This is a genomic window from Halomonas sp. Ps84H-12, from assembly GCF_024124725.1.
In the GTDB taxonomy this organism is placed as follows: Bacteria; Pseudomonadota; Gammaproteobacteria; order Pseudomonadales; family Halomonadaceae; genus Vreelandella; species Vreelandella aquamarina.
The window spans coordinates 1-21427 of the sequence record NZ_JAMXSJ010000008.1; the positions used below are offsets into that span (position 1 = coordinate 1).

Annotated in this window: 20 protein-coding genes and 1 pseudogene; 8 read left to right on the forward strand and 13 right to left on the reverse strand. The window is 58.4% G+C overall.

From position 1 onward, the window contains the following. The first annotated feature begins 265 nt into the window (after positions 1–265). Positions 266–1492, forward strand: a complete 1227-nt coding sequence (gene zigA, locus NH344_RS05690) for a zinc metallochaperone GTPase ZigA (RefSeq protein WP_058579659.1) — start codon at positions 266–268, stop codon at positions 1490–1492. A gap of 10 nt (positions 1493–1502) precedes the next feature. Here the strand turns inward: zigA and NH344_RS05695 are convergent. The 6 genes and pseudogenes from NH344_RS05695 to NH344_RS05720 all read right to left on the reverse strand — a co-directional run bounded on the left by NH344_RS05695 (position 1503) and on the right by NH344_RS05720 (position 6357). Further along, positions 1503–2908 (reverse strand): annotated as a pseudogene (locus tag NH344_RS05695) (SulP family inorganic anion transporter). A gap of 69 nt (positions 2909–2977) precedes the next feature. Then, positions 2978–3406, reverse strand: a complete 429-nt coding sequence (locus tag NH344_RS05700; RefSeq protein ID WP_253027627.1) for a TIGR01244 family sulfur transferase — start codon at positions 3404–3406, stop codon at positions 2978–2980. 29 nt (positions 3407–3435) lie between these two features. Continuing rightward, a complete protein-coding gene (locus NH344_RS05705) occupies positions 3436–4344 on the reverse strand; it encodes an MBL fold metallo-hydrolase (protein ID WP_253027628.1) in 909 nt (302 codons plus the stop codon). A gap of 167 nt (positions 4345–4511) precedes the next feature. Beyond that, a complete protein-coding gene (locus tag NH344_RS05710; protein WP_089675157.1) occupies positions 4512–4730 on the reverse strand; it encodes a DUF1653 domain-containing protein in 219 nt (72 codons plus the stop codon). Next, positions 4727–5575: a tRNA cyclic N6-threonylcarbamoyladenosine(37) synthase TcdA gene (gene tcdA, locus NH344_RS05715; protein ID WP_228219051.1), complete on the reverse strand. Its 849-nt coding sequence runs from the start codon at positions 5573–5575 to the stop codon at positions 4727–4729. Before tcdA ends, NH344_RS05710 begins: the two co-directional genes overlap by 4 nt. Positions 5576–5583: 8 nt before the next feature. Further along, positions 5584–6357 carry a pseudouridine synthase gene (locus NH344_RS05720; protein WP_172415884.1) on the reverse strand — a complete coding sequence of 258 codons (774 nt, stop codon included), beginning with the start codon at positions 6355–6357 and terminating at the stop codon, positions 5584–5586. A gap of 235 nt (positions 6358–6592) precedes the next feature. Here NH344_RS05720 and sodC point away from each other — a divergent pair, with 235 nt between their 5' ends. Then, a complete protein-coding gene (sodC, locus tag NH344_RS05725; RefSeq protein WP_253027629.1) occupies positions 6593–7126 on the forward strand; it encodes a superoxide dismutase [Cu-Zn] SodC in 534 nt (177 codons plus the stop codon). Positions 7127–7326: 200 nt separating this feature from the next. Beyond that, complete coding sequence (locus NH344_RS05730; RefSeq protein ID WP_089675153.1) at positions 7327–8796, forward strand: carbon starvation protein A; 1470 nt, start codon at positions 7327–7329, stop codon at positions 8794–8796. A gap of 113 nt (positions 8797–8909) precedes the next feature. Here NH344_RS05730 and bfr read toward each other — a convergent pair whose 3' ends face one another. The 5 genes from bfr to lptF form a co-directional block, all read right to left on the reverse strand. Beyond that, entirely contained in the window at positions 8910–9395 is a 486-nt protein-coding gene (gene bfr, locus NH344_RS05735) for a bacterioferritin (protein ID WP_172515379.1), read from the reverse strand. A 200-nt stretch (positions 9396–9595) separates the two neighbouring features. After that, entirely contained in the window at positions 9596–9802 is a 207-nt protein-coding gene (locus NH344_RS05740; protein ID WP_044630650.1) for a bacterioferritin-associated ferredoxin, read from the reverse strand. A gap of 157 nt (positions 9803–9959) precedes the next feature. After that, positions 9960–10433 carry an RDD family protein gene (locus NH344_RS05745; RefSeq protein ID WP_230834473.1) on the reverse strand — a complete coding sequence of 158 codons (474 nt, stop codon included), beginning with the start codon at positions 10431–10433 and terminating at the stop codon, positions 9960–9962. A gap of 34 nt (positions 10434–10467) precedes the next feature. Then, a complete protein-coding gene (lptG, locus tag NH344_RS05750; RefSeq protein WP_253027658.1) occupies positions 10468–11532 on the reverse strand; it encodes an LPS export ABC transporter permease LptG in 1065 nt (354 codons plus the stop codon). 5 nt (positions 11533–11537) lie between these two features. Further along, on the reverse strand, positions 11538–12617 hold the full coding sequence (gene lptF, locus NH344_RS05755; protein WP_253027630.1) for an LPS export ABC transporter permease LptF: 1080 nt from the start codon (positions 12615–12617) through the stop codon (positions 11538–11540). A gap of 134 nt (positions 12618–12751) precedes the next feature. Between lptF and NH344_RS05760 the strand changes: the two genes are divergently transcribed. The 5 genes from NH344_RS05760 (at position 12752) to NH344_RS05780 (ending at position 20205) form a co-directional block, all read left to right on the forward strand. Then, positions 12752–14272: a leucyl aminopeptidase gene (locus NH344_RS05760; protein WP_172515377.1), complete on the forward strand. Its 1521-nt coding sequence runs from the start codon at positions 12752–12754 to the stop codon at positions 14270–14272. A gap of 154 nt (positions 14273–14426) precedes the next feature. Then, positions 14427–15548 carry a branched-chain amino acid aminotransferase gene (locus NH344_RS05765; RefSeq protein ID WP_044630654.1) on the forward strand — a complete coding sequence of 374 codons (1122 nt, stop codon included), beginning with the start codon at positions 14427–14429 and terminating at the stop codon, positions 15546–15548. Positions 15549–15630: 82 nt separating this feature from the next. Beyond that, positions 15631–16062, forward strand: coding sequence for a DNA polymerase III subunit chi (locus NH344_RS05770; protein WP_044630655.1), 432 nt, complete (start codon positions 15631–15633; stop codon positions 16060–16062). A 31-nt stretch (positions 16063–16093) separates the two neighbouring features. After that, positions 16094–17296, forward strand: a complete 1203-nt coding sequence (locus tag NH344_RS05775; RefSeq protein ID WP_137092976.1) for an MFS transporter — start codon at positions 16094–16096, stop codon at positions 17294–17296. A 62-nt stretch (positions 17297–17358) separates the two neighbouring features. After that, a complete protein-coding gene (locus tag NH344_RS05780) occupies positions 17359–20205 on the forward strand; it encodes a valine--tRNA ligase (RefSeq protein ID WP_137092974.1) in 2847 nt (948 codons plus the stop codon). 94 nt (positions 20206–20299) lie between these two features. Here NH344_RS05780 and NH344_RS05785 read toward each other — a convergent pair whose 3' ends face one another. Then, positions 20300–20752 carry an META domain-containing protein gene (locus NH344_RS05785; RefSeq protein WP_253027631.1) on the reverse strand — a complete coding sequence of 151 codons (453 nt, stop codon included), beginning with the start codon at positions 20750–20752 and terminating at the stop codon, positions 20300–20302. Positions 20753–20773: 21 nt separating this feature from the next. Next, the gene (gloA, locus tag NH344_RS05790; protein ID WP_253027632.1) at positions 20774–21214 is read right to left on the reverse strand and encodes a lactoylglutathione lyase; all 441 of its coding nucleotides are present in this window, start codon (positions 21212–21214) and stop codon (positions 20774–20776) included. Positions 21215–21427 lie beyond the last annotated feature (213 nt).

Below are 21427 nucleotides of genomic sequence, written 5' to 3' on the forward strand. Positions count from 1 at the left end.
GGGCTCGCCGCGCCCAACCGGCCAGCAGGCAAGGCGTCAGAACCGCCTTGCAGAAGCTGAGGGGCAGGTTAAGAGCCACACAACAGCACCAACACCAACACCAACACCAACACCAACACAGGGGGGGTGAAGAACCCACGCCTCAGCTCATCCATTAACCTCAAGTCCGACAGACTGCTAGGAAGGAACAGAGAGGCGAAGACCATTTTCAGCGCCCCAATAATGTTATATTATCACATAACATATACTATGAAAGGTCTTGGCAATGTCGTTGCTTTCTCCCTTACCCGTGACCGTGCTTTCCGGCTTTTTAGGTGCCGGCAAAACCACCGTGCTCAACCATATCCTGGCGAACCGTGAAGGCCTCCGGGTGGCGGTGATCGTCAATGACATGAGCGACGTCAATATCGATGGTGCCCTGGTACGCGGCGGCCCAGGCGAGTCAACACTCGACAGTAATGTTGCGCTCAACCGCGCAGACGAGCGCTTGGTCGAAATGAGCAATGGCTGCATCTGCTGCACCCTGCGTGAAGATCTGTTGGTCGAGGTCAGCCAACTGGCCCGTGAAGGTAAGTTTGATTACCTGGTGATCGAGTCGACCGGTATTTCTGAACCGCTGCCTGTCGCCGAAACCTTCACCTTTGAAGATGAGAGTGGTCAAAGCCTTTCCCACGTTGCCCGGCTAGACACCCTCGTGACGGTGGTGGACGGGGCTAACTTCCTCGCCCAATACCAGGAAGCGCAAAGCCTTGAAGAGGTCGGAGAGAGCCTGGGCGAAGAGGACGAACGTAACGTCGCAGACCTGTTGGTCGACCAAATTGAGTTTTGCAATGTCCTACTGATCAGCAAGACCGACCTGATCACTGAGAAAGAGCTGGACGCTTTGAAAGCGATTCTACGCTCGCTCAATCCCGACGCAGACATCGTGCCCATCACCCAAGGTGGCGTGCCGCTAGAAAAAGTGCTGAATACAGGCAAGTTCAACTTTGAACACGCGCAGCAAGCGCCCGGCTGGCTGAAAGAGCTACGTGGCGAACACATCCCCGAAACCGAAGAGTACGGTATTGGCAGCTTCGCCTACCACGCTCGCCGCCCCTTTCACCCTCAAAAGTTTCACGACCTGTTAAACGCCGAATGGTTTGGCAAAGGCCTGCTACGCTCGAAAGGTTTCTTCTGGCTGGCGACTCGCCCCCGTTACGCAGGCCAGTGGAGCCAGGCAGGTGGCATTGCCCATCACGGCCCGGCGGGCGTGTTCTGGAAAGCCATTCCTGAAGCCGACTGGCCAGAGGACCCGGAGTATCGCCAATTCATTATGGAGAAGTGGCAGGAGCCGTTTGGCGATATGCGCCAAGAGCTGGTATTTATCGGCCAAAACCTAGATGAGGCCAGAATGCGTGAAGCGCTGGACGGCTGCCTGCTCAGCGAGGCGGAGCTTTTGGAAGGTATGAAGGTATGGCAGCAACTGCCCGATCCATTCCCAGCCTGGGAGTGACAAAACCACGTCACACCGACACCACCCCAGCACTGGCCGGATGCGCCAACGCTTGCCAAGCGTCATAGGTGGTAAAGAACACTTGGCCGGTGAGCTCGTGGTAGAACGCCGTGTGCGTTAGGCGATCCATCACCGGCCCTTTCACCTCGGCCAAGTGGAGCATGGCACCGGCGTCTTTCAGCCGACCGTTGATCGCCTCCAGGCTCTCCAGGGCCGAAGCATCGATGACATTCACTGCCTGACAGGTGAGCACAATGTGCTTGATCGACGGCGAGCGGGAGGCCAGCGCCATGACGGTATCTTCAAGATAGCGGGCGTTGGCAAAATAGAGGCTTTCATCGATGCGCAGCATGGCGACATGCTCGTCGGTTTCTACCTGATGGCGCTTCACGTTACGAAAATGCTCGGTGCCCGGCACCCGCCCTACCACCGCACTATGGGGCTGGCTGGTGCGGTAAAGGTGTAGCCCCAGCGAGAGCACCACCCCGCTGATAATGCCCACTTCCACGCTGTGCAGAAGGGTCAGCAGCAAAGTAGCGACCATCGCCACCCCATCGCTGCTGGAGTATTGCCAGGTTCGCTTTACCGCAGGCAAATCAATCAACGTCCCCACTGCCACGATAATCGTGGCGGCCAGCGTGGCGGTGGGTAAAAAGGCCAGTAAGTCGGTGAGTAGCAGCGTGGCCAACACAATCCCAAGCGCGGTAAACGCCCCCGCCAGCGGCGTTGCTGCCCCGGCTTCAAAATTGACCACCGAGCGCGAAAAACCGCCCGACACCGGCGAGCCGCCGCTAATGCCAGCGCCAAGATTCGCCATGCCGAGCGCAATCAGCTCTTGGTTGGGGTCGATACGCTGACGACGCTTGGCGGCCAGGGTCTGCGCCACGGACACCGACTCTACAAACCCTACCAAGCTGATCAGCAGCGCCGCCGGGAGCAGACCGAGCCACAGCGATTGATCCAGACTCGGCAGCGTAATGGCAGGCAGGCCACTGGGCACAAAGCCCACCAAATCGACCCCGCGCTGCTCTAGTTGGAAGCCCCAGGCCAACAGGGTGGTCACTACCACGGCCGAAATAGGCGCGGCTTTGACCATTAACCCTGCCCCGCACCGATATACTCCGGGCTGCCCGGCGCGGCAAAACTGCTCAGCGCCGAGGCCGTCATGAGTGCTGCCACCGCCACCGGCCCTACTGCCAAACTCGCGCTGGTGCCAAAGACGGCGTACAGCACCAGCGGCAGCATGCTGGCATAGAGCCCCATTTCCGGCGGCAACCCTGCCAGCATGGCGTAGGCCAGCGCTTGCGGCACCAGCATCAGCGTGACGATCACCGCGGCAAGTACATCCCGCGTGAGCAAGCCCCGATGATACGTTCGCAGCCAGCCGATTAGCGGCACCCAGCGCTCAATGATCATGATGCAGTCTCATAATAGGTATCTGCTGATACGGGGCCTTCGTACTAGGGTTTCACGCGTCTTCGCTTTTTATTGGGCGCTTCGTTCAAGGCCATGGCGCTGATCTTCCAAGTCAACCCCTGCCGCATGGGCCGCCGCAAACAGCTCCGCCAAATCGCACTGCTCGTGCTGACGCTTGGCGTAGGCCCACAGGTGCGTGGCCCGCTTACCTGAGCGGCAAAATGCCAATAGCGGGCGCGGCAGTTGTTGGAGCGCTTCAGCAAAGGCGCGGATGTCAGCCTCACTGTACTCGCCTGGCTTCACGGGGATATGCACCCAGGCAAGGCCAAGCTGCTCAGCTTTTTCGCGGTAGCGCGCCTCGTCGGGAAAATCTTCGCTCTCACCCTCGATGCGGTTACACACCACCGCGTGAAAACCACGGGCTTTTACCTCTTCCAACTCATCCAACGTCAGCGCTGAGGTGATCTCAACGCCTGGCTCCAATGGCTTCGTTTGCATGACCACACCTCCTCTTGGTTTGGATAACATCAATCCCAGGCCGCACCTTCCAGGGCATCCAGGGGGATTTTTAGATAGCGCTTGCCGTTGGCTTCTGGTTCCGGTAAACGGCCACCGCGAGTATTCACCTGCAGCGCGTGCAAAATCAGCTTGGGCATGGGTAGCTCGCTATCCCGCTGGTGGCGTAGGGCGATGTACTCCTCCTCGCTTTTGCCAACCAAGTGCGGGTTGTTGGCTCGCTGCTCATCGACACTGCTCTGCCACGTTGGCTCACGGCCATCGGGCATATAGTCGTGGCCGGTGAACAGCCGCGTATCGTCCGGCAGCGTGAGAATCTGCTGAATGGAGTTCCATAGAGACTTGGCATCCCCACCGGGAAAATCGGCGCGCGCCGTCCCAAAATCAGGCTGGAAAAGGGTGTCATGCACAAAGGCGGCATCACCGATGACGTAGGTGATGGAGGCCAGCGTATGGCCAGGCGAGTGCAGCACGCGGGCGCTGAGTTCACCAATGGCAAACGTATCGCCCTCGACAAACAGCGTGTCCCACTGGCGGCCATCGGTGGGCATCTCCGGCCAGTGATAAATCTCCTTCCACAGGGCCTGCACTTGCGTGACGTACTGGCCAATCGCCGTCGGCGCGCCGGTTTTTTCTTTTAGGTACTGGGCTGCTGAAAAGTGGTCTGCGTGTGGGTGCGTATCCAGAATCCACGCCACTGTCAGTCCCTCTTCCTTAATATATTTCAGCAACGCATCAGCGCAGAAAGTCGCCGTTGCGCCGGATTTCTCGTCGAAATCCAGCACCGGGTCAATAATCGCGCACTGTTTGGTAGCGGGGTCGCTGACGATGTACTGAACGCTAAAGGTGCGCGGATCAAAAAAGCCCGCTACGTCGGGTGACCCCGCACCGGTGCTTTGAGATAGGGCAAAGGTCTTCATGCTTATCTCCTAGATACGTGAGTATGTATGCTTGACGCTTATGCGCCAACTATTGTTATAAAGATAGCTAATTATTGAATATAAGCAATCACCACCACAAAAATGCCGCCTCCCTGGCAACAGGGGGCGGCAATCCATAAGAGTACTAGTGGCGCAATCGATACGGGCTAAAACGCCTTCTCCAACGCAAAGCGCGGCTGGGTGCTCCCCTCTTTCGTCACGCTCTCCGTGAACATCGCTAGCGGGCGCACCCAGAGGCCGTAGTCGCCGTAGAGCGCGCGGTAGACCACCAGCGGCTCTTCGCTTTCGCTGTGCTGGGCGGTGCCCACCACCTCGTAAAGGCTGCCTTTGTAGTGGCGGTAAATACCGGGAACGGGAGTGGTCATTCGTTTTCCTCTTGAATGGCTTGAGTGGCGGCGGGCTGATTCGCTTTCTTAGCGAGGCGCTCCAACACTTTGGAGGCGGCCACGAAGCCAAAGGTGCCGGTTAGAAACGTCGCGGCGCCAAAGCCTGAAGCGCAGTCCAGCCGTGTAGCCTCGTTGCTGTCGGGCTTTTGCAGGCACACTTCGCCGTCGCCGCTGGGGTAGACCAGCTGCTCGTCGGAGTAGACGCACTCCACCGAGAAACGCCGTTTAGGGTTGCGGGAGAAGCCGTAATCCCGGCGCAATCTTGAGCGCACTTTGGAGAGCAGCGGGTCGTGCTCGGTGCGGGTCAAGTCCGCCACTTGAATGCGCGTGGGGTCGGTTTGTCCGCCCGCTGCGCCGGTGACGGTAATCGGGATTTTGCGTCGCTTGCACCAGGCGATTAGCGCCGCTTTGGCGATGACGCTATCAATGGCATCCACCACATGGTCGGCATCCTCAGGAATGCGCTCGGCTAGGTTGGTGGGCGTGACGAAAGCGGTATCCGCGATGATCTCGATCTCGGGAGCAATCAGGCGGCAGCGCTCGGCCAGCACGTCTACTTTGGGCTGGCCAATCGTGCCATCCAGCGCGTGGAGTTGGCGGTTGACGTTGGAGACGCACACGTCGTCCAGATCAATCAGCGTAAGTTTGCCGATGCCCGAGCGGGCGAGCGCCTCGACCGCCCAGCTACCCACGCCGCCAACCCCGACCACCACCACATGGGCACGGCGAAATGCCTGCACCGCACGCTGGCCGTAAAGGCGCCGAATACCGCCAAAGCGGAAGTCATAATCGCTAGAGGAAGTCGTGGATTCATTCAATGACATGGGCAGGCTCACAGTGCTTGCAGGGCAGAAGGCGTGGCAATGGGCGGCGTTCGCACGCTATCTAGCGGTAAATGCCCCTGCCAGCCAAACTGCTCGAACAGGTTTTTCATCGTCTCATCCACGGCGCAGCTGAGCTGAATGCGTTTATCCAGCAGCGGGTGATCAAACGCTAAATAGGTCGCGGCCAAGAGTAGCCTCGGTGCGGCCAGCTGCTCGGCAAAAAAGCGGTTGTGGACACTTTTGCCGTGCTTGGCGTCGCCAATGATCGGGTAGCCACGGCGGGATAAGTGGCGGCGTATTTGGTGCCGTCGACCGGTCAGCGGCCGCGCTTCCACCAGCGAGTAGCGCGCCACCGGGTAGCGGTCTACCTGCACGGGTAGCTCGACGCTGTCCAGGCGGCGAATGTCGGTCATCGCGGGCATGGCGGGCATTTCCGCCTTGGGGCGCGTGCCGTCCTCCTCCCGTAACGGGTAATCCAACCGCTCCTGCTCCGGCGCTTTGCCGCGCACTACCGCGAGGTAGCGCTTCTCCACTTGACGTTCGCTAAAGCCCTCGCTGAGCAGGGCGGCCACCTCAGAGGAGAGACCAAACACCATCACGCCGGAGGTAGGCCGGTCCAGCCGGTGCACCGGGTAGACCCGCTTGCCGAGCTGGTCGCGCAGGCGCTGAAGCAGGAACTCAGTTTCCCCACGCGCCAGCGCTGAGCGGTGCACTAACAGGCCTGACGGCTTATGCACCGCTACAAGATGCTCATCCTGATAAAGGATGTTAAGTGGCGGCATGGAACTCCTTGATACATAGGCAGAGCATTTGGACATGAAACAGAAACATGAAACAGGGACATAAAACAGAGATGTGGAATCGCGGGCTATTGTCGCGGCTTGGCGCGCTCATGTCATCCGTTGCCAGCACGCTAGGCGGAGATTTCGTCGCCATTGGCAGAGTAGCGGTAGGCCAACTACTGTTAAAGAGTGCCCTTTGTGAGGGCTTCCACGGAAAAGGAAAGGAGCAATTATTATGCGCTATTCACTACCCCTTACCGGTATCGCGGCGGGTGTGCTGCTGGCCACCACGGTACAGGCCAATGAACCGCTTAAGGTTGAAATGCATAAGGTCAGCGCCGACGGTGTGGAGGAGTCTATCGGCACGGCGGCCGTTGAGCATACCGAGCATGGCGTGCTGCTCACCCCTTCGTTAACCGGCCTGGAGCCGGGCGTGTACGGCTTTCACGTTCACCAAAACGCCAGCTGTGAGCCCGCCGAGAACGACAGCGGCGAGATGACCGCCGCGCTGTCAGCTGGCGGCCACTACGACCCAGAAGAGGCGGGCACCCACCAAGGCCCCTACGGTGACGGCCACTTGGGCGATCTACCTGTACTCACCGTCAATGGCGATGGCGAAGCCAATCTGCCGGTACTGGCCCCACGCCTCAGTATGGAAGATATGCCGGGCCGCAGCCTGATGATTCATGCTGGTGGCGACACTTACGCGGATGAGCCCCACCTCGGCGGCGGCGGCGCCCGCATGGCTTGCGGCGTTGTCTCCTCTTAACCCTCAATTTGATGGCATTTTCACTTCGGGCAGCCAAACGGTTGCCCGTTTTTCTTTGTTAATCAGCCACTAAAGTCGCAGACCACTAAAGTCGTAAAGCACTAACCGGTACGTCTCTGTACATTCACCCAGGCTAAATAAGCGCGGCTTGCTGCATGGCTGTTCGCTTGACACCCTCCCTGACCAGTTGAGTGCTTTCTATGATTACGTTCATTTTCTCGATAGTGCTATTAGTCGTGGGTTACTTTACCTACGGCAAGTTCGTCGAGCGCGTGTTTGTCGCCGATCGTAAGCGTCAAACACCGGCGTTCAGTATGCGCGACGACATCGACTATGTACCGATGAATACCACGCGCAACTCGCTCATTCAGCTGCTGAACATTGCTGGGGTAGGCCCCATTTTCGGCCCTATCCTGGGGGCGCTCTATGGTCCGGTGGCGTTTGTGTGGATCGTGATTGGCTGTATTTTTGCAGGCGCGGTTCACGACTACCTAACTGGCATGATCTCCATCCGTAACCACGGCGCTCACCTGCCCCAGTTGGCGGGCAAATTCCTGGGCAAAACGATGAAGCACGTGGTGAATGGCTTTGCGATTTTGCTGCTGCTATTGGTCGGCACCGTGTTCGTGACCTCTCCGGCGGCCCTGCTCGCTAACATGACATCGCTGTCGCTGACACTGATCATCCTGGCGATTTTTGCCTACTACCTGATTGCCACGCTGCTGCCGATTGATAAAGTGATTGGGCGTATTTACCCCTACTTCGGCGCGCTTTTGCTGTTCAGCGCCGCTGGCATCGGCATTGGTTTGGTGGTAACCGGCGCGCCTATCCCGGAGCTCTCTTTCCAGAACATGCACCCGGATAATGCACCGATCTTCCCGCTGCTGTTCCTGACCATCTCCTGCGGTGCGCTTTCCGGCTTCCACGCCACACAGACGCCAATCATTTCGCGCACTACTGAAAACGAAACCAACGGACGCAAAATCTTCTACGGCATGATGATCGCTGAAGGCGTGATTGCCATGATTTGGGCAGCGGCGGCCATGAGCCTGTTCCAAGGTGAACAGTCGCTTTCCGATGTATTAGCAGCAGGCGGCCCTGCCGCTGTTGTGGGCGAAGTCTCTACCACCATGCTGGGCGCCGTTGGTGGCACCCTGGCCGTGCTGGGTGTCATTGTGCTGCCGATCACCTCCGGCGATACCGCCTTCCGCAGCGCTCGGATGATTATTGCCGACTATTTGAAAGTAGAGCAGAAGCCTATCGTTAAGCGCATCCTGATTGCGCTGCCGCTGTTTGTGGCGTCTTACGCGCTCACCCATATGGACTTCACGCTGCTGTGGCGCTACTTCTCCTGGGCCAACCAAACCACCGCCGTGATTGCGCTCTGGACCGGCACGATGTATCTGGTGCTATCGCGTAAGCCTTACCTGATCACTTCGATTCCGGCGGTATTTATGACCATGGCGACCTTCACCTACCTCGCCTATGCGCCGATTGGCTTTAACCTGCCGCTGCAAACCAGCTATATCGTGGCGGCACTTGGCACGCTGGTCTGCATTGCGCTGTTTATGAAGCGCGTACGCCGCCTGAGCCGCGCCACCTTTAGCGTGGATGAGCCGGTGCCAGGTGCGCTGGATCAAGACGCTACGCTGGCCACTAGCAGTCGGTAAATATCAGGTCAACACTTTGCATTGAAATGCAAAACGGGCAGCCCCAAGGGGCTGCCCGTTTTGTATTAGCTAGCGCTCGGCGCTTAATCGCCTACTGCCAAGCGGACGAAGTCTTATTCTTCGTCAGTGGCCAGTGCCATATGTTTTTGCAGATAGTTCTGGATACCCACTTGCTCGATCAGTTTTAGCTGCGTTTCGATGTGGTCGATATGACCCTCTTCATCGGCCAGCAGGTCACGCAGCAGATCGCGCGTCACGTAATCTTTCACGCTTTCGCAGTAGGTAATGGCTTCGATGTAGTCGTTGCGGCCGTCATGCTCGATCTTCAAATCACACTCGAGCATCTCTTTGACGTTTTCACCGATATGCAGCTTGCCGAGATCCTGAAGGTTAGGAATACCTTCCAAGAACAGGATGCGCTCGATCAGCTTATCGGCGTGCCGCATCTCTTCAATGGACTCATCGTACTCCCACTTAGCCAGTACTTTCAGGCCCCAGTCTTTGTACATCTTGGCATGCAGGAAGTACTGGTTGATAGCGACTAGCTCGTTGCCCAGTGCGATATTGAGATGCTGAATAACCTTCGGATCACCTTTCATGCCATCACCTTTTTTTAGCGTACAAGTCTTATCGGACAGTACTGAAGCGTACTGTTTTTCAAAGGTACCATTACATTAACTAAGGAGTATAGGCCATTAAAAGGCTTACTCCCAACGATGTTGGGAGCATAGACAGGAAAGAAAAAATTTCAAATAAATCAATTATTTGCTAACGATAAGCCTAACAAGAGTGATTCGCGTCATACGGCGTAAGCAAGACTCATATCAGACTCTAAGCGAGCAGCTTGAACGGCCTCACGGGTGAGCGACTTGGCAAAGCAAGCGCACTTGCCGCACTGAGTGCCGCAGCCAGTGGCTTCGCGTACTTCTCGCCAGCTGCGCGCTCCGTCGCTAACCTGTTGGCGAATCTGGTGGTCGGTTACTCCCTTGCACACACATACGTACATGGCAACACCTCATAAAAATCATGAGGTGAATGTAAATGATTCGCATACATCTTTTCAAGTAGAAAACGTTGTTCTTTAGTATCGATTCGCCTTAAGGCAACTAAAGTTTTCGCTAACCTACTGGCTGAACAAATATTTTCTCTCCAGCTGCTGAAAATTATTTTTTCGGGAGCACCACGGTTTCGGTCTTGGAGGCGATGTCTGGCCAGCTTCTACGCTGCCCATCGAACAGCACCCACCAATAGCCGATACCGAAGGCCGCCAAGGACAGCCAGGCCGTCGCGCAGCGAATCAGGCTCTGCTTTAAGGTAATCGCGTGACCATCCAGGGTTTGTACGCGCAGCCGCCAGGCTTGCATGCCGAGCGTCATCCCTCCCCGGCGCCAGGAGTAGACGAAGAACAGCGTCACGAAAAACAGCAGCATGAGCCGCAGGCTCCAGATATCGAAGGCCGTGGTACCGATCTCTTCTGCCGTTTGGCCCAGCACGAAGCGGAAAAAGGCCAAGTGAGCCACGGTGACGGCGATCCAGATAGCCGTCACCAAAAAACCGTCGTACAGCATGGCGCCCAATCGGCGACCTATGCCGGCGGGCCAAACGTCATCCAACTGGGTAAAACGTCGCGTCGTCACTGCTCTATTCTCCTGATGTGCGTCTGCGCGGCCTTTAGCCATTTCGGCGCAAGAAATAGATCCCCACCGCGGCACAGGCAAGAGTCGGCACTAGCACCGCCCAGACTGGGGAAAAGCCAAAGATGGTCGACGCCGGGGCGAGCAAATCCTGCACGTACTTGAACACCAGACCGGTCACTACGCCATAAAAGACCCGCGTGCCCGCCGCCACCGAACGCAGCGGACCAAACACAAACGAGGCGGCAATCAGTACCAGTGACCCCATGGTGAGCGGCATCAATACCTTTTGCCAGAAATAGAGCAGCGGCTGGTCTGCCTGAAGGTTCTGGCTTTGGAGGAAATTGGCGTAGGCCCATAGCTCGCTGGGTGCCTGGCTTTCGATGTTACGTAGCAGCCGCTCCAACTGAGTCGGGGTGAGCGCCGTTTCCCAAGCCGCACTGGGCTGGTACTCCGACTCAGTGCGATTATCAAAAATGCGCGTGGTGGTCACGCCTTCCAGCTGCCATGCCCCCTCCTCCCAGTGGGCACGATTGGCATGGGTCGCTTCGATGAGACGGCGCTCGTCGAAGCGGTAGCGGGTTAAATCCAGCACCACGTTATCCGCCCGAATGGCCCCAAAGCGGTAAACGCTGTCGCCTTCGAACTGCCAGCCGCTGCGGGTGGTGAGCATGGCTCCCTCACCTTGGCGCTGCTCTAAGCGCCAGGCTTCGGCGTACTGCTCGGTTCGTGGGCTGACGAACTCTGCCACCAGCAGCACGACCACAACAACCAGCAGCACGGGCTTCATCACGCCCCACACAATCCGCGCCAGCGAACGGCCAGCAGCACGCATCACCGTAAGCTCATTGCTGGAAGCCATACTGCCCAGGCCAATGAGTGCCCCAATCAGCACCGCCACTGGAGCATACTGATAAAAGCGCCAGGGCAACCTCATACCTAAATAGAGCAGCACGTCTAGTGCGCTATAGTCGCCTTGGGTGTCGCCTAAATCACCAATGTAGGCAATGGTGATATCCAACCCCAGCAGTACAAACTGCACCACCACAATGGCTGCCAGCACGTTGCGGGCGATATAGCGATCCATTTGATCCATAGCGATCAGCATTAGCGCACTCCTTTACGTTGCGAGTGCCACAGCAGCAGCAATCCAAGCCCTAAGAACAGGCCATGCACGGGCCACACACCCACGGCAACCGCTAGAGAGCCGCTGCCAATAGCATCCACCGCTGCCAGCAACAGGCTTAAATAGGCGACGTAAAGAAATACCGCAGGAAGTAGCTTGCCAAAGCGCCCTTGACGCGGATTCACCCGAGAGAGCGGCTGGGCCAATAGCGCCAAAATAAATACCATTACCGGCAAGCCTGCCCGCCACTGAAACTGCGCCTGCGCTCGTGGGTCTGGGTCGTTCCACAGCTCAGTGGTGGTCGCATACTCAAGCGAGTTTAACTCTTGCCGGTCACGGCTTAGCCCCAGCCGCAGCGTATAGCGCTCGAAGGTCAAACGCTCGGCATCCTGGCGTCCGGGCGTTACGCCGTAGCGCTCGCCGTCTTCCAAAATGAGAAAACGGCTGCCGGTATCGACGTTCGTTTCCTGATAGCCCGACCCCGCGCGCGTGATGTAACTATGCGTTTTTTCTGCCCCCGCCATGGGCTGCTCGTGCACCAGCACTTCCTGCATTTCCGTGCCGTCGCTATTGAAGTCAGTGATATAGGCTGTGCGCCCGCCGCCAAAATCTTGGAAACGCCCTGGCGCCAGCACTGAGACATCTAAACGGCTGCGCTGCTCTTCTAATATGGCCTCAGTTTGCAACGCCCCGGCAGGGGTTAGCCACAGGCTACACAGCCCTACCAATACCGCGACCACTGTTGCGGGCAGCAGGGTTACCCGTAAAAGCCGAGTGGGGCTCATACCGCAGGCCACCATCACGGTGATTTCGCTGTTCATATAAAGCTGCCCATAGGCCAACAAAATGCCTAAAAAAAACGACAGCGGCAGGATCAGCTCCATAAACCCAGGCAAATGAAAAACCATCAGGCTGCCTAGAATCGTGACGGGAAAATCGCCCTCGGCGGCATCTGAAAAGTAGCGGATAAAGCGGCTGCCCATAATCACCAGCAGCAGGATGCCCGCCACAGCGGACATCGTCAGTAACACTTCGCGAGTTAAGTACCGAAATAAAATCAACGCACTCTCCGACTAGTGGTGCAGGTTGCCATGCAATGCGCCCATGGCTTGGGTACACTAATCAAACTGGTAGCAAACACTAAATAACGGGGCATTATCCCGAATCACTCGTTGCTTGTCTTGTTGGAGACGTCATGGAATTTTCCGTTCAGACCACGAACCCAGCCAAAGCCGAAACGGCTTGCCTCGTTCTCCCTGTCTATAAAGGTAGCGACTTACTGCCCTCTGTCGCCAAATTAGACGACGCCAGCGAGCGGTTAATCGGCCAACTGCTGGAGCGCGGCGACTTCGATGCCGCGCTGGGCAACACGCAATTGGTGCCTTTCGCACCGGGCCTGGGGGCTGATCGCATCCTATTGGTAGGCTTGGGCGAACGCGCCAAATGTCAGGAAGCGGCCTTTATTAAAGCGCTGGACGCAGCCATGGTTGCGCTCACCAAACTGCCTATCGATGAAGCCAACGCCACCTTTACCGATGTGCCGCTTGAAGGCCGCGACGCCGTCTGGAAAGCACGTAAAACGCTGGAAGCCGCCGAACGCGCGATTTACCGCTTTGATCAATTTAAGTCATCGCCTGCCAAAGCGCCCAGCTTGGCCAAGCTCACCCTGATCGTTAGCGATGCCAGCGACGCCCCCCTCGCCAAGCAGGGGGCTGCTTTAGGCACCGCCATTGGCCAGGGCATTAATTTCACCCGCACGCTCGGCAACCTACCGGGCAATGTGTGCACGCCGCGCTACTTAGCCGAGCAGGCAGAAGCATTAGGTCGCGATTCTCAAGGCGCGCTCGACGTTGAGATTCTAGACGAAGCGGCGCTAGAGGCCCTGGGCGCTTATTCACTGCTGTCAGTAGGCCGTGGCAGCGTCGAGCCAACACGGCTCATCGTGATGAAGTATCAGGGTGCAGAAAACCCAGAGGAAGCGCCCCATGTACTGGTAGGTAAAGGCATCACCTTCGATACCGGCGGTATTTCACTGAAGCCCGGCGAAGGCATGGATGAAATGAAGTTTGATATGGGCGGCGCGGCCAGCGTCTTTGGCACCGTAAAAGCCGTGCTGGCGATCAAACCCAAGCTCAACGCCGTGTTTATCGTTGCCGCTGCCGAGAACATGCCTGATGGCGCCGCCACCAAGCCGGGCGACATTATCAAAACGCTCAAAGGCCTGACGGTTGAAGTCCTCAACACCGATGCCGAAGGCCGTTTGGTGCTGTGCGATGCGCTCACCTATGCCGAGCGCTTTACCCCGGCCAGCGTGGTCGATATCGCCACGTTGACAGGCGCGGCCATTATTGCCCTTGGCCACCACGCCACCGGCCTGCTCTCCAACGACGATGACCTAGCGCTTGATCTGCTGGATGCTGGTGAAACCGCCTGGGACCGCGCGTGGCACCTGCCGCTATGGGATGAGTATCAGGAGCAGCTGGACTCCAACTTCGCCGACTTAGCCAACATTGGCGGTCGCCCGGCGGGTACGATTACCGCCGCCTGCTTCCTATCACGCTTTGCCGACCACTTCCCCTGGGCGCACCTGGATATTGCCGGCACCGCTTGGCATTCGGGCAAACAAAAAGGCGCCACCGGCCGCCCGGTGGGTCTACTGACCCAATACCTGCTCGACCGTGAAGCCGACGCTCAAGTCGAAAATGGCGACGCCTAACCACACAAACAGGCCACCAATGGTTGCCTTTCGTTAACGCAACCGTTAAACCTGAAAGTATGAGCGTGTGCCGCTGCCAAGCAGGCACATGCTATCCAAACGATACGCTTAATAGATGCCCTTCGGGGCTTGGCTCTAGCGGAGAGAACACGCCGTGCCCACAGCTTCAGATGCTCAACTTGAATCACGTTTTGAAATTTTGCCGTCCAACCAGCCGGCGGCCGATGACATTCGTGACAACATCCTGCAAAACCCAGGATTTGGTAAATACTTCACCGACCACATGGCCCACGTGCGCTGGACCGTCGATGCCGATTGGCACGGTCACCAAGTACGCCCCTACGGCCCGCTGACCCTGGACCCCGCCGCCTCGGTGCTGCACTACGGCCAGGAAATTTTTGAGGGAATCAAGGCGTACCGCCATGCCGATGGCTCTATCTGGACCTTCCGCCCAGAGAAAAACGCCGAGCGTTTTCGCCGTAGCGCTCGCCGTTTAGCGCTGCCCGAGCTTTCCGATGACGACTTCATCGGCTCGCTGAAAGCACTGCTGGCCCAAGACCACGCCTGGGTACCCACCCCGGCTAGTGAAGCCGACGAGTGCAGCCTCTACCTGCGTCCGTTCATGATCGCTTCGGAAGCGTTTCTGGGCGTGCGTCCGGCTCACGAAGTCGACTACTACGTGATTGCATCCCCGGCGGCGGCCTACTTCAAAGGCGGAATCGAGCCGGTCTCTATTTGGCTCTCCTCACACTACAAGCGCGCGGCCCCTGGCGGTACCGGTTTTGCCAAGTGCGGTGGCAACTACGCCGCCTCGCTGGCCGCCCAAAAAGAAGCCGCTGCCAACGGTTGCAGCCAGGTCGCCTTCCTGGACGCTGCTGAAAACAAGTGGATCGAAGAGCTGGGTGGCATGAACCTGTTCTTCGTTTACAAGGATGGCCGCATCGTCACACCGCGCCTGACCGACACCATCTTGGAAGGCGTGACCCGCAACTCTGTCCTGACCCTGGCTAAAGACGCGGGCCTCATCCCCGAAGAGCGCGCGATCAGCATCGACGAGTGGCGCGAAGGTGCCGCCTCCGGCGAGATTACCGAGGTCTTCGCCTGCGGTACGGCCGCCGTAATTACCCCGGTTGGCGAGCTGGTCACGGAAAACGAGCGTATTCGCCTGCAGGGCGATGGCAATAACGAAGTGGCCAAGCGCATTCGCAAGACACTGCTCGACCTTCAGTATGGCCGCAGCGACGATAAATACGGCTGGCTGACCCGCTTGGTATGACCCTCTAGCGTTACTCAACACCTGGCCGCCACTCACCGTGGCGGCCAGGCTGCCAAGCGCGTTGACCCCGCTGGAGCCACCGATGGCACGCATCGATTTTTATATTCTGCCCGATACCACCCTTGAAGCGCGTTTACAGTTTGCCTGCAAGCTCGCCGAAACGATCCACCGCAAAGGGTACCGACTGCACCTGCACTGCGAAGACAAAGCGCTGGCCGAACAGGCCGACGAAGCGCTGTGGCAGTTCCGCGATGATGCTTACCTGCCCCATGCATTGGAAGATAGCGAGCTAGCCGACAGTGTGCCCATCACACTAGGCTGGCAGCAGCTACCGGTGCCCACTGAAGAGACGGCGCTGCTGAACCTACACCCCGATATTCCCGAAGGTATTGAGCACTTCGCCCGGATTGCCGAGATCATCAACCAACACCAACATGTGCTGGTCGCTAAACGCGCCTGCTGGCAGCGCTACAAGGCGCTTGGGCATGAGGTCGTGCCGCATAAATTAGGGTAGTAAAACAACCACTCAATGGATGAGACACCCCATGCTTTCTCATGCCCTGTTAGCCCGCACACCGCTGGCGGTCATCGTTATCGCCCAACTGTTTGGCACATCACTCTGGTTTAGCGTTAATGGCGTTGGCTTGGCGCTGCAAGAAGCCGTGGGGCTAAGTGAAAGCGACCTGGGGCTGCTTACCATTGCCGTGCAGGCGGGGTTTATTACCGGTACGCTGCTGATTGCCACTACCGGCCTCGCCGACCGCATACGTGCCAGCCACCTGTTTGCGATGTCCGCTGTACTCGGCGCGCTGATTAACGCAGCGTTTATTGGCGTGGCAGAAAGCGTCACGCTGGCGGCAGTGGCACGCTTTTTAGTCGGGCTTTGTCTGGCGGGCATTTATCCGCTGGGCATGAAGCTGGTGGTGAGCTGGACACCCACTCATGCAGGCTCGGCGCTTGGCTGGTTGGTCGGCATGCTCACCCTTGGCATTGCTTCGCCGCACCTGCTGCGCGGGCTTACCCTGCATCTTCCCTGGCAGTGGCCACTGCTGTTGGCCTCTGCCCTTGCTCTTCTGGCAGCGCTGATGATTTTTAAGCTAGGCGTGGGGCCACACCTGCCTGCTAAGGCCAACGGCGGGCGACCCTGGGCGGGGCTTGCCGCATTTAAAGAGAAGAACTTCCGCGCCGCCGCGCTGGGCTACTTCGGCCACTGCTGGGAGCTTTACGCCCTCTGGGCGCTGGTGCCTTTTTTGGTCGCCAGAGAGCTGGAACGCTTAGGCGCAGCCCCGGGCCTGCAGCCGTGGCTAAGCTTTGCGGTCATCGCCTTGGGGCTTCCCGGCTGCGTATGGGCCGGCTGGTGGAGCCGACGCATCGGTAGCGCGCGGGTCGCGTTTATCGCGCTGGCGGTATCTGGCACCCTGTGCCTTATCTATCCGCTGCTAGGTGGCCTCTCCCCCTGGCTGCTACTGGCGCTACTCGCGCTTTGGGGCGTGAGCGTGATTGCCGACTCGGCCCAGTTCTCTGCCCTGGCCTCCGCCAGCGCGCCGCCCGAGCGGCTGGGCGCGGCGCTGGCCATGATGAATGCGATTGGCTTTGGCCTCACGATTCCCTCCATCGCGTTAGTGACAGCCCTATGGGCAAGCCAAGGGCCTTGGGTGATTTGGTGGTTGCTGCCTGGGCCAGTGCTTGGACTGATAGCCATGCGTGGATTGCATCTGCGAACACACCTACGCACAACACAACCCTGACGAGCGCGGGGCGTTCGCGCTATACTTGCCACCATTTTTTGCAAGCCGTGAGCCGACTCCCCATGGAAAAGACCTACCAACCCGAACAGATCGAAACCCGCTGGTACGAACGCTGGGAAGCCGATAACCGCTTCGCGCCGTCTGGCCGCGGCAAGCCCTTCTCGATCATGATTCCGCCGCCCAACGTCACCGGCAGCCTGCACATGGGCCACGCGTTCCAGGACACCATCATGGATACCCTGACGCGCTGGAAGCGGATGCAGGGCAACAACACCCTGTGGCAGGTAGGCACCGACCACGCCGGTATCGCCACGCAGATGCTGGTGGAGCGCAAGATTGCAGCCGAAGAGGGCAAGACCCGCCATGACCTCGGCCGCGAGGCGTTCATCGAAAAAGTGTGGGAGTGGAAGGAAGAGTCCGGCGGCCACATTACCCGACAGCTGCGCCGCATGGGCGCCAGCGTCGACTGGAGCCGTGAGCGCTTCACCATGGACGATGGCTTCTATAAAGCGGTTCAAGAAGTTTTCGTGCGCCTGCACGAAGAGGGCCTGATCTATCGCGGCAAGCGGCTGGTGAACTGGGACCCCACCCTGCACACCGCCATTTCCGACCTGGAAGTCGAAAACAAGGAGCAGCAGGGTAGCTTCTGGCACTTCCGCTACCCGCTGGCCGACGGCGTCAAGACCGACGACGGCAAGGATTACGTAGTGGTCGCCACCACCCGCCCGGAAACCCTGTTGGGTGACACCGGCGTGGCGGTCAACCCAGAAGACCCGCGCTACGCCTCCTTGGTAGGCAAGTTCATCGAACTGCCGCTGGTAGGCCGCCGTATTCCCATCGTGGCGGACGAGCACGCCGATATGGAGAAAGGTTCGGGCTGTGTGAAGATTACCCCGGCCCACGACTTCAACGACTACGAAGTCGGCAAGCGCCAGAACCACCTGCTGATCAACGTCTTCACCAAAGATGCGACGATTCTTGAGCAGGCAGAAATTTTCGACCTGAAAGGTCAGCCGCAGCCCGATGAAGACGCTACCCTGCCGGCCAAATACGCGGGCTTGGATCGTTTCGAAGCGCGCAAGCAGATCGTCGCCGATATGGAGGCCCTCGGCCTGCTGGAGCAAGTGGAAAGCGTCAACAACACCCTGCCCTACGGCGACCGCTCCGGCGATGTCATCGAGCCGCTGCTGACTGATCAGTGGTTCGTGGCCGTGGAGAGCCTCGCCAAGCCCGCCATCGAAGCGGTAGAGAACGGCGACATTCAGTTCGTGCCGAAGAACTACGAGAACATGTACTTCGCCTGGATGCACGACCTACAGGACTGGTGTATTTCTCGCCAGCTGTGGTGGGGCCACCGCATTCCGGCTTGGTACGACGCCGACGGCAATGTTTACGTGGCTCGCAGTGAAGAGGAAGCCCGCGAGAAGCATGGTCTTGATGCTGACGTCGCCCTGACCCAGGACGAAGACGTCCTGGACACCTGGTTCAGCTCGGGCCTATGGACGTTTGGCACCCTCGGCTGGCCGGAGAAAACGCCGGAGTTGGAAACCTTCCACCCCTCCAGCGTGCTGGTGACGGGTTTCGACATCATCTTCTTCTGGGTCGCCCGGATGATCATGATGACGCTGAAATTTACCGGTGAAGTCCCCTTCAAGACCGTTTACGTCCATGGCCTGGTGCGCGATGGCCAGGGCCAGAAGATGTCCAAGTCCAAGGGCAACGTGCTGGACCCCATCGACCTGATCGACGGCATCAGCCTGGACGCGCTGCTGGAAAAGCGCACCGGTAACATGATGCAGCCCCAGAAGGCCAAGGCGATTGCCAAGGCGACCAAAGAAGAGTTCAAAGACGGCATCGAGCCCCACGGTACCGATGCACTGCGCTTTACCTTCCTTTCCCAAGCCACCACCGGGCGCGATATCAAGTTCGATATGAACCGCCTGGATGGCTACCGCAACTTCTGTAACAAGCTGTGGAACGCCTCGCGCTATGTGCTGATGAATGCCGAAGGCGAAGATTGCGGCACCAGCGGCGAAGAAGTGGAGCTGTCGCTAGCCGATCGCTGGATTATCTCCCAGCTACAGAAAACCGAAGCGCAGGTCACCAAGGCGATGGACGAGTACCGCTTCGACCACGCCTCCCAAGCGCTGTACGAGTTCGTCTGGAACGAGTACTGCGACTGGTACCTGGAGCTTTCCAAGCCTGTTTTATGGGACGAAGCGGCCAGCGCCGAAGCCAAACGCGGCACGCGCCGCACCCTGGTGCGGGTGCTGGAAACCATCCTGCGCCTGGCCCATCCGATGATGCCCTATATCTCGGAAGAGATCTGGCAGCGGGTCGCCCCTCTGGCGGGCACCTATGTGGGCGACGATGCCTCCATCATGCATCAAGCGTGGCCGGAAGCCGACGAGAGCAAGATCGACGAGCAGGCCACCCGCGACATCGAGTGGCTGAAAGGCGTGATCATCGCCGTGCGCAACATCCGCGCCGAGATGAACATTGCCCCCGGCAAGCCGCTGGACGTGCTGCTGACCAAAGGTCAGCCCGAAGACGCCGAGCGCCTGGAGCAGAACCGCCGCTTCCTGGCCAAGCTAGCGAAACTGGAAAGTGTGACGTGGCTGGCCAACCCAGAAGACGCCCCGCTTTCGGCCACGCAGCTGGTCGGCGATATGGAAGTGTTGGTGCCGATGGCAGACCTGATCGATAAAGACGCGGAGCTTGCCCGCCTCGCCAAAGAGATCGAGAAACAGGATAAGCTCATCGGCGGTATCGAGAAGAAGCTGGGCAACGAAGGCTTTATCGCCAAAGCCCCCGACGCCGTGATCGAGAAAGAGCGCGGCAAACTGGCAGAGTACCAGTCCGCCAAAAAGCTGTTGGAAGAGCAGCAGGCGAAGATTGCCGCGATGTAATCCCCCGCTCATGACAGTCTCACAACGGCACCTACTGGGTGCCGTTGTCGTATCTACAGCGCCTTTTTCACGCGATGACTAAGCCGATAGCGGCTTAGTTAGCTTCCCGCCAACCGCCGAGCACACGGCTATCCGGTCCGAAGAACACCAAACGGTCGTGGTCAATCAAGTAACGATACGCGGTATCCAGCATATCGGTGACCCGCTTGGCGTCTTCCATATTGGGGCAGGCCATTCGGGTGGAGGCCAGTTCGCTGAACTCAATGCGCTGGCTTTCGCCCAGACTCACCTTGCCGGTGAACTGGTTGCAACCATCCGAGCCGCTAACCTTGCCGTCGCGGCCGATGCGGAAAAATGGCGTACTGCGCATCGACAAACGCTCATCGGTCCCCACCAGCAGCAGGTTCCAGCGCTGCTCGACGATCGGCCCCGACAAATCACCACGAGGGGGCGCATCCACTCGCTCCTGCTGCGGAGAGCTACCACAGGCAGCCACCAGTAGCGCCAGACTCAACCCCATCAGCGTATTGCGATAGTGTGCTTTCACCTTGCGTGTGCTCCTGCTCATTCACCAGCTGCCGCTGTTTTCCATGGATGCCCAAGGCTCTTGAGGCGTCAGGGCATCGCCTTTTTGCAATAACTCGATGGAGATGCCATCCGGCGACTTCACGAACGCCATATGGCCGTCCCGAGGCGGGCGATTGATGGTGACACCATTGTCCTGGAGCTTCTGGCACAGGTCATAGATGTTCTCGACACGATAAGCCAGGTGACCGAAATTGCGCCCGCCGGTGTACTCCTCGGGATCCCAGTTATAGGTCAGCTCCAGCTCGGGTGCCGTCAGGCGCGCTGAGCGCTCTTCATCGTCCGGCGCGGCCAGAAATACCAATGTAAAGCGCCCCTTCTCGTTCTCTTTGCGGCGCACTTCTTTCAGGCCGAGCAGGTCACAATAAAAGTGAAGCGAGGCGTCTAAGTCGCTGACACGTACCATGGTGTGTAAAAACTGCATGTCATTTCCTCTTCATTGAAGAATGGTAATTATATCCCGTGCTACCGCCGAGTGCGGTGCCGAGCTGGTCACGTAGCACCATTAAAACATAGACAATAGTGCGACACTAAAATAGAAAGTAGACACGTTGTATAATGGCATCACGGCTGTTCATCTAGTGTGTCACTCTTCAGTGACAATCACGATTCGCTATCGGCTCGTCGAGGAGAGGTC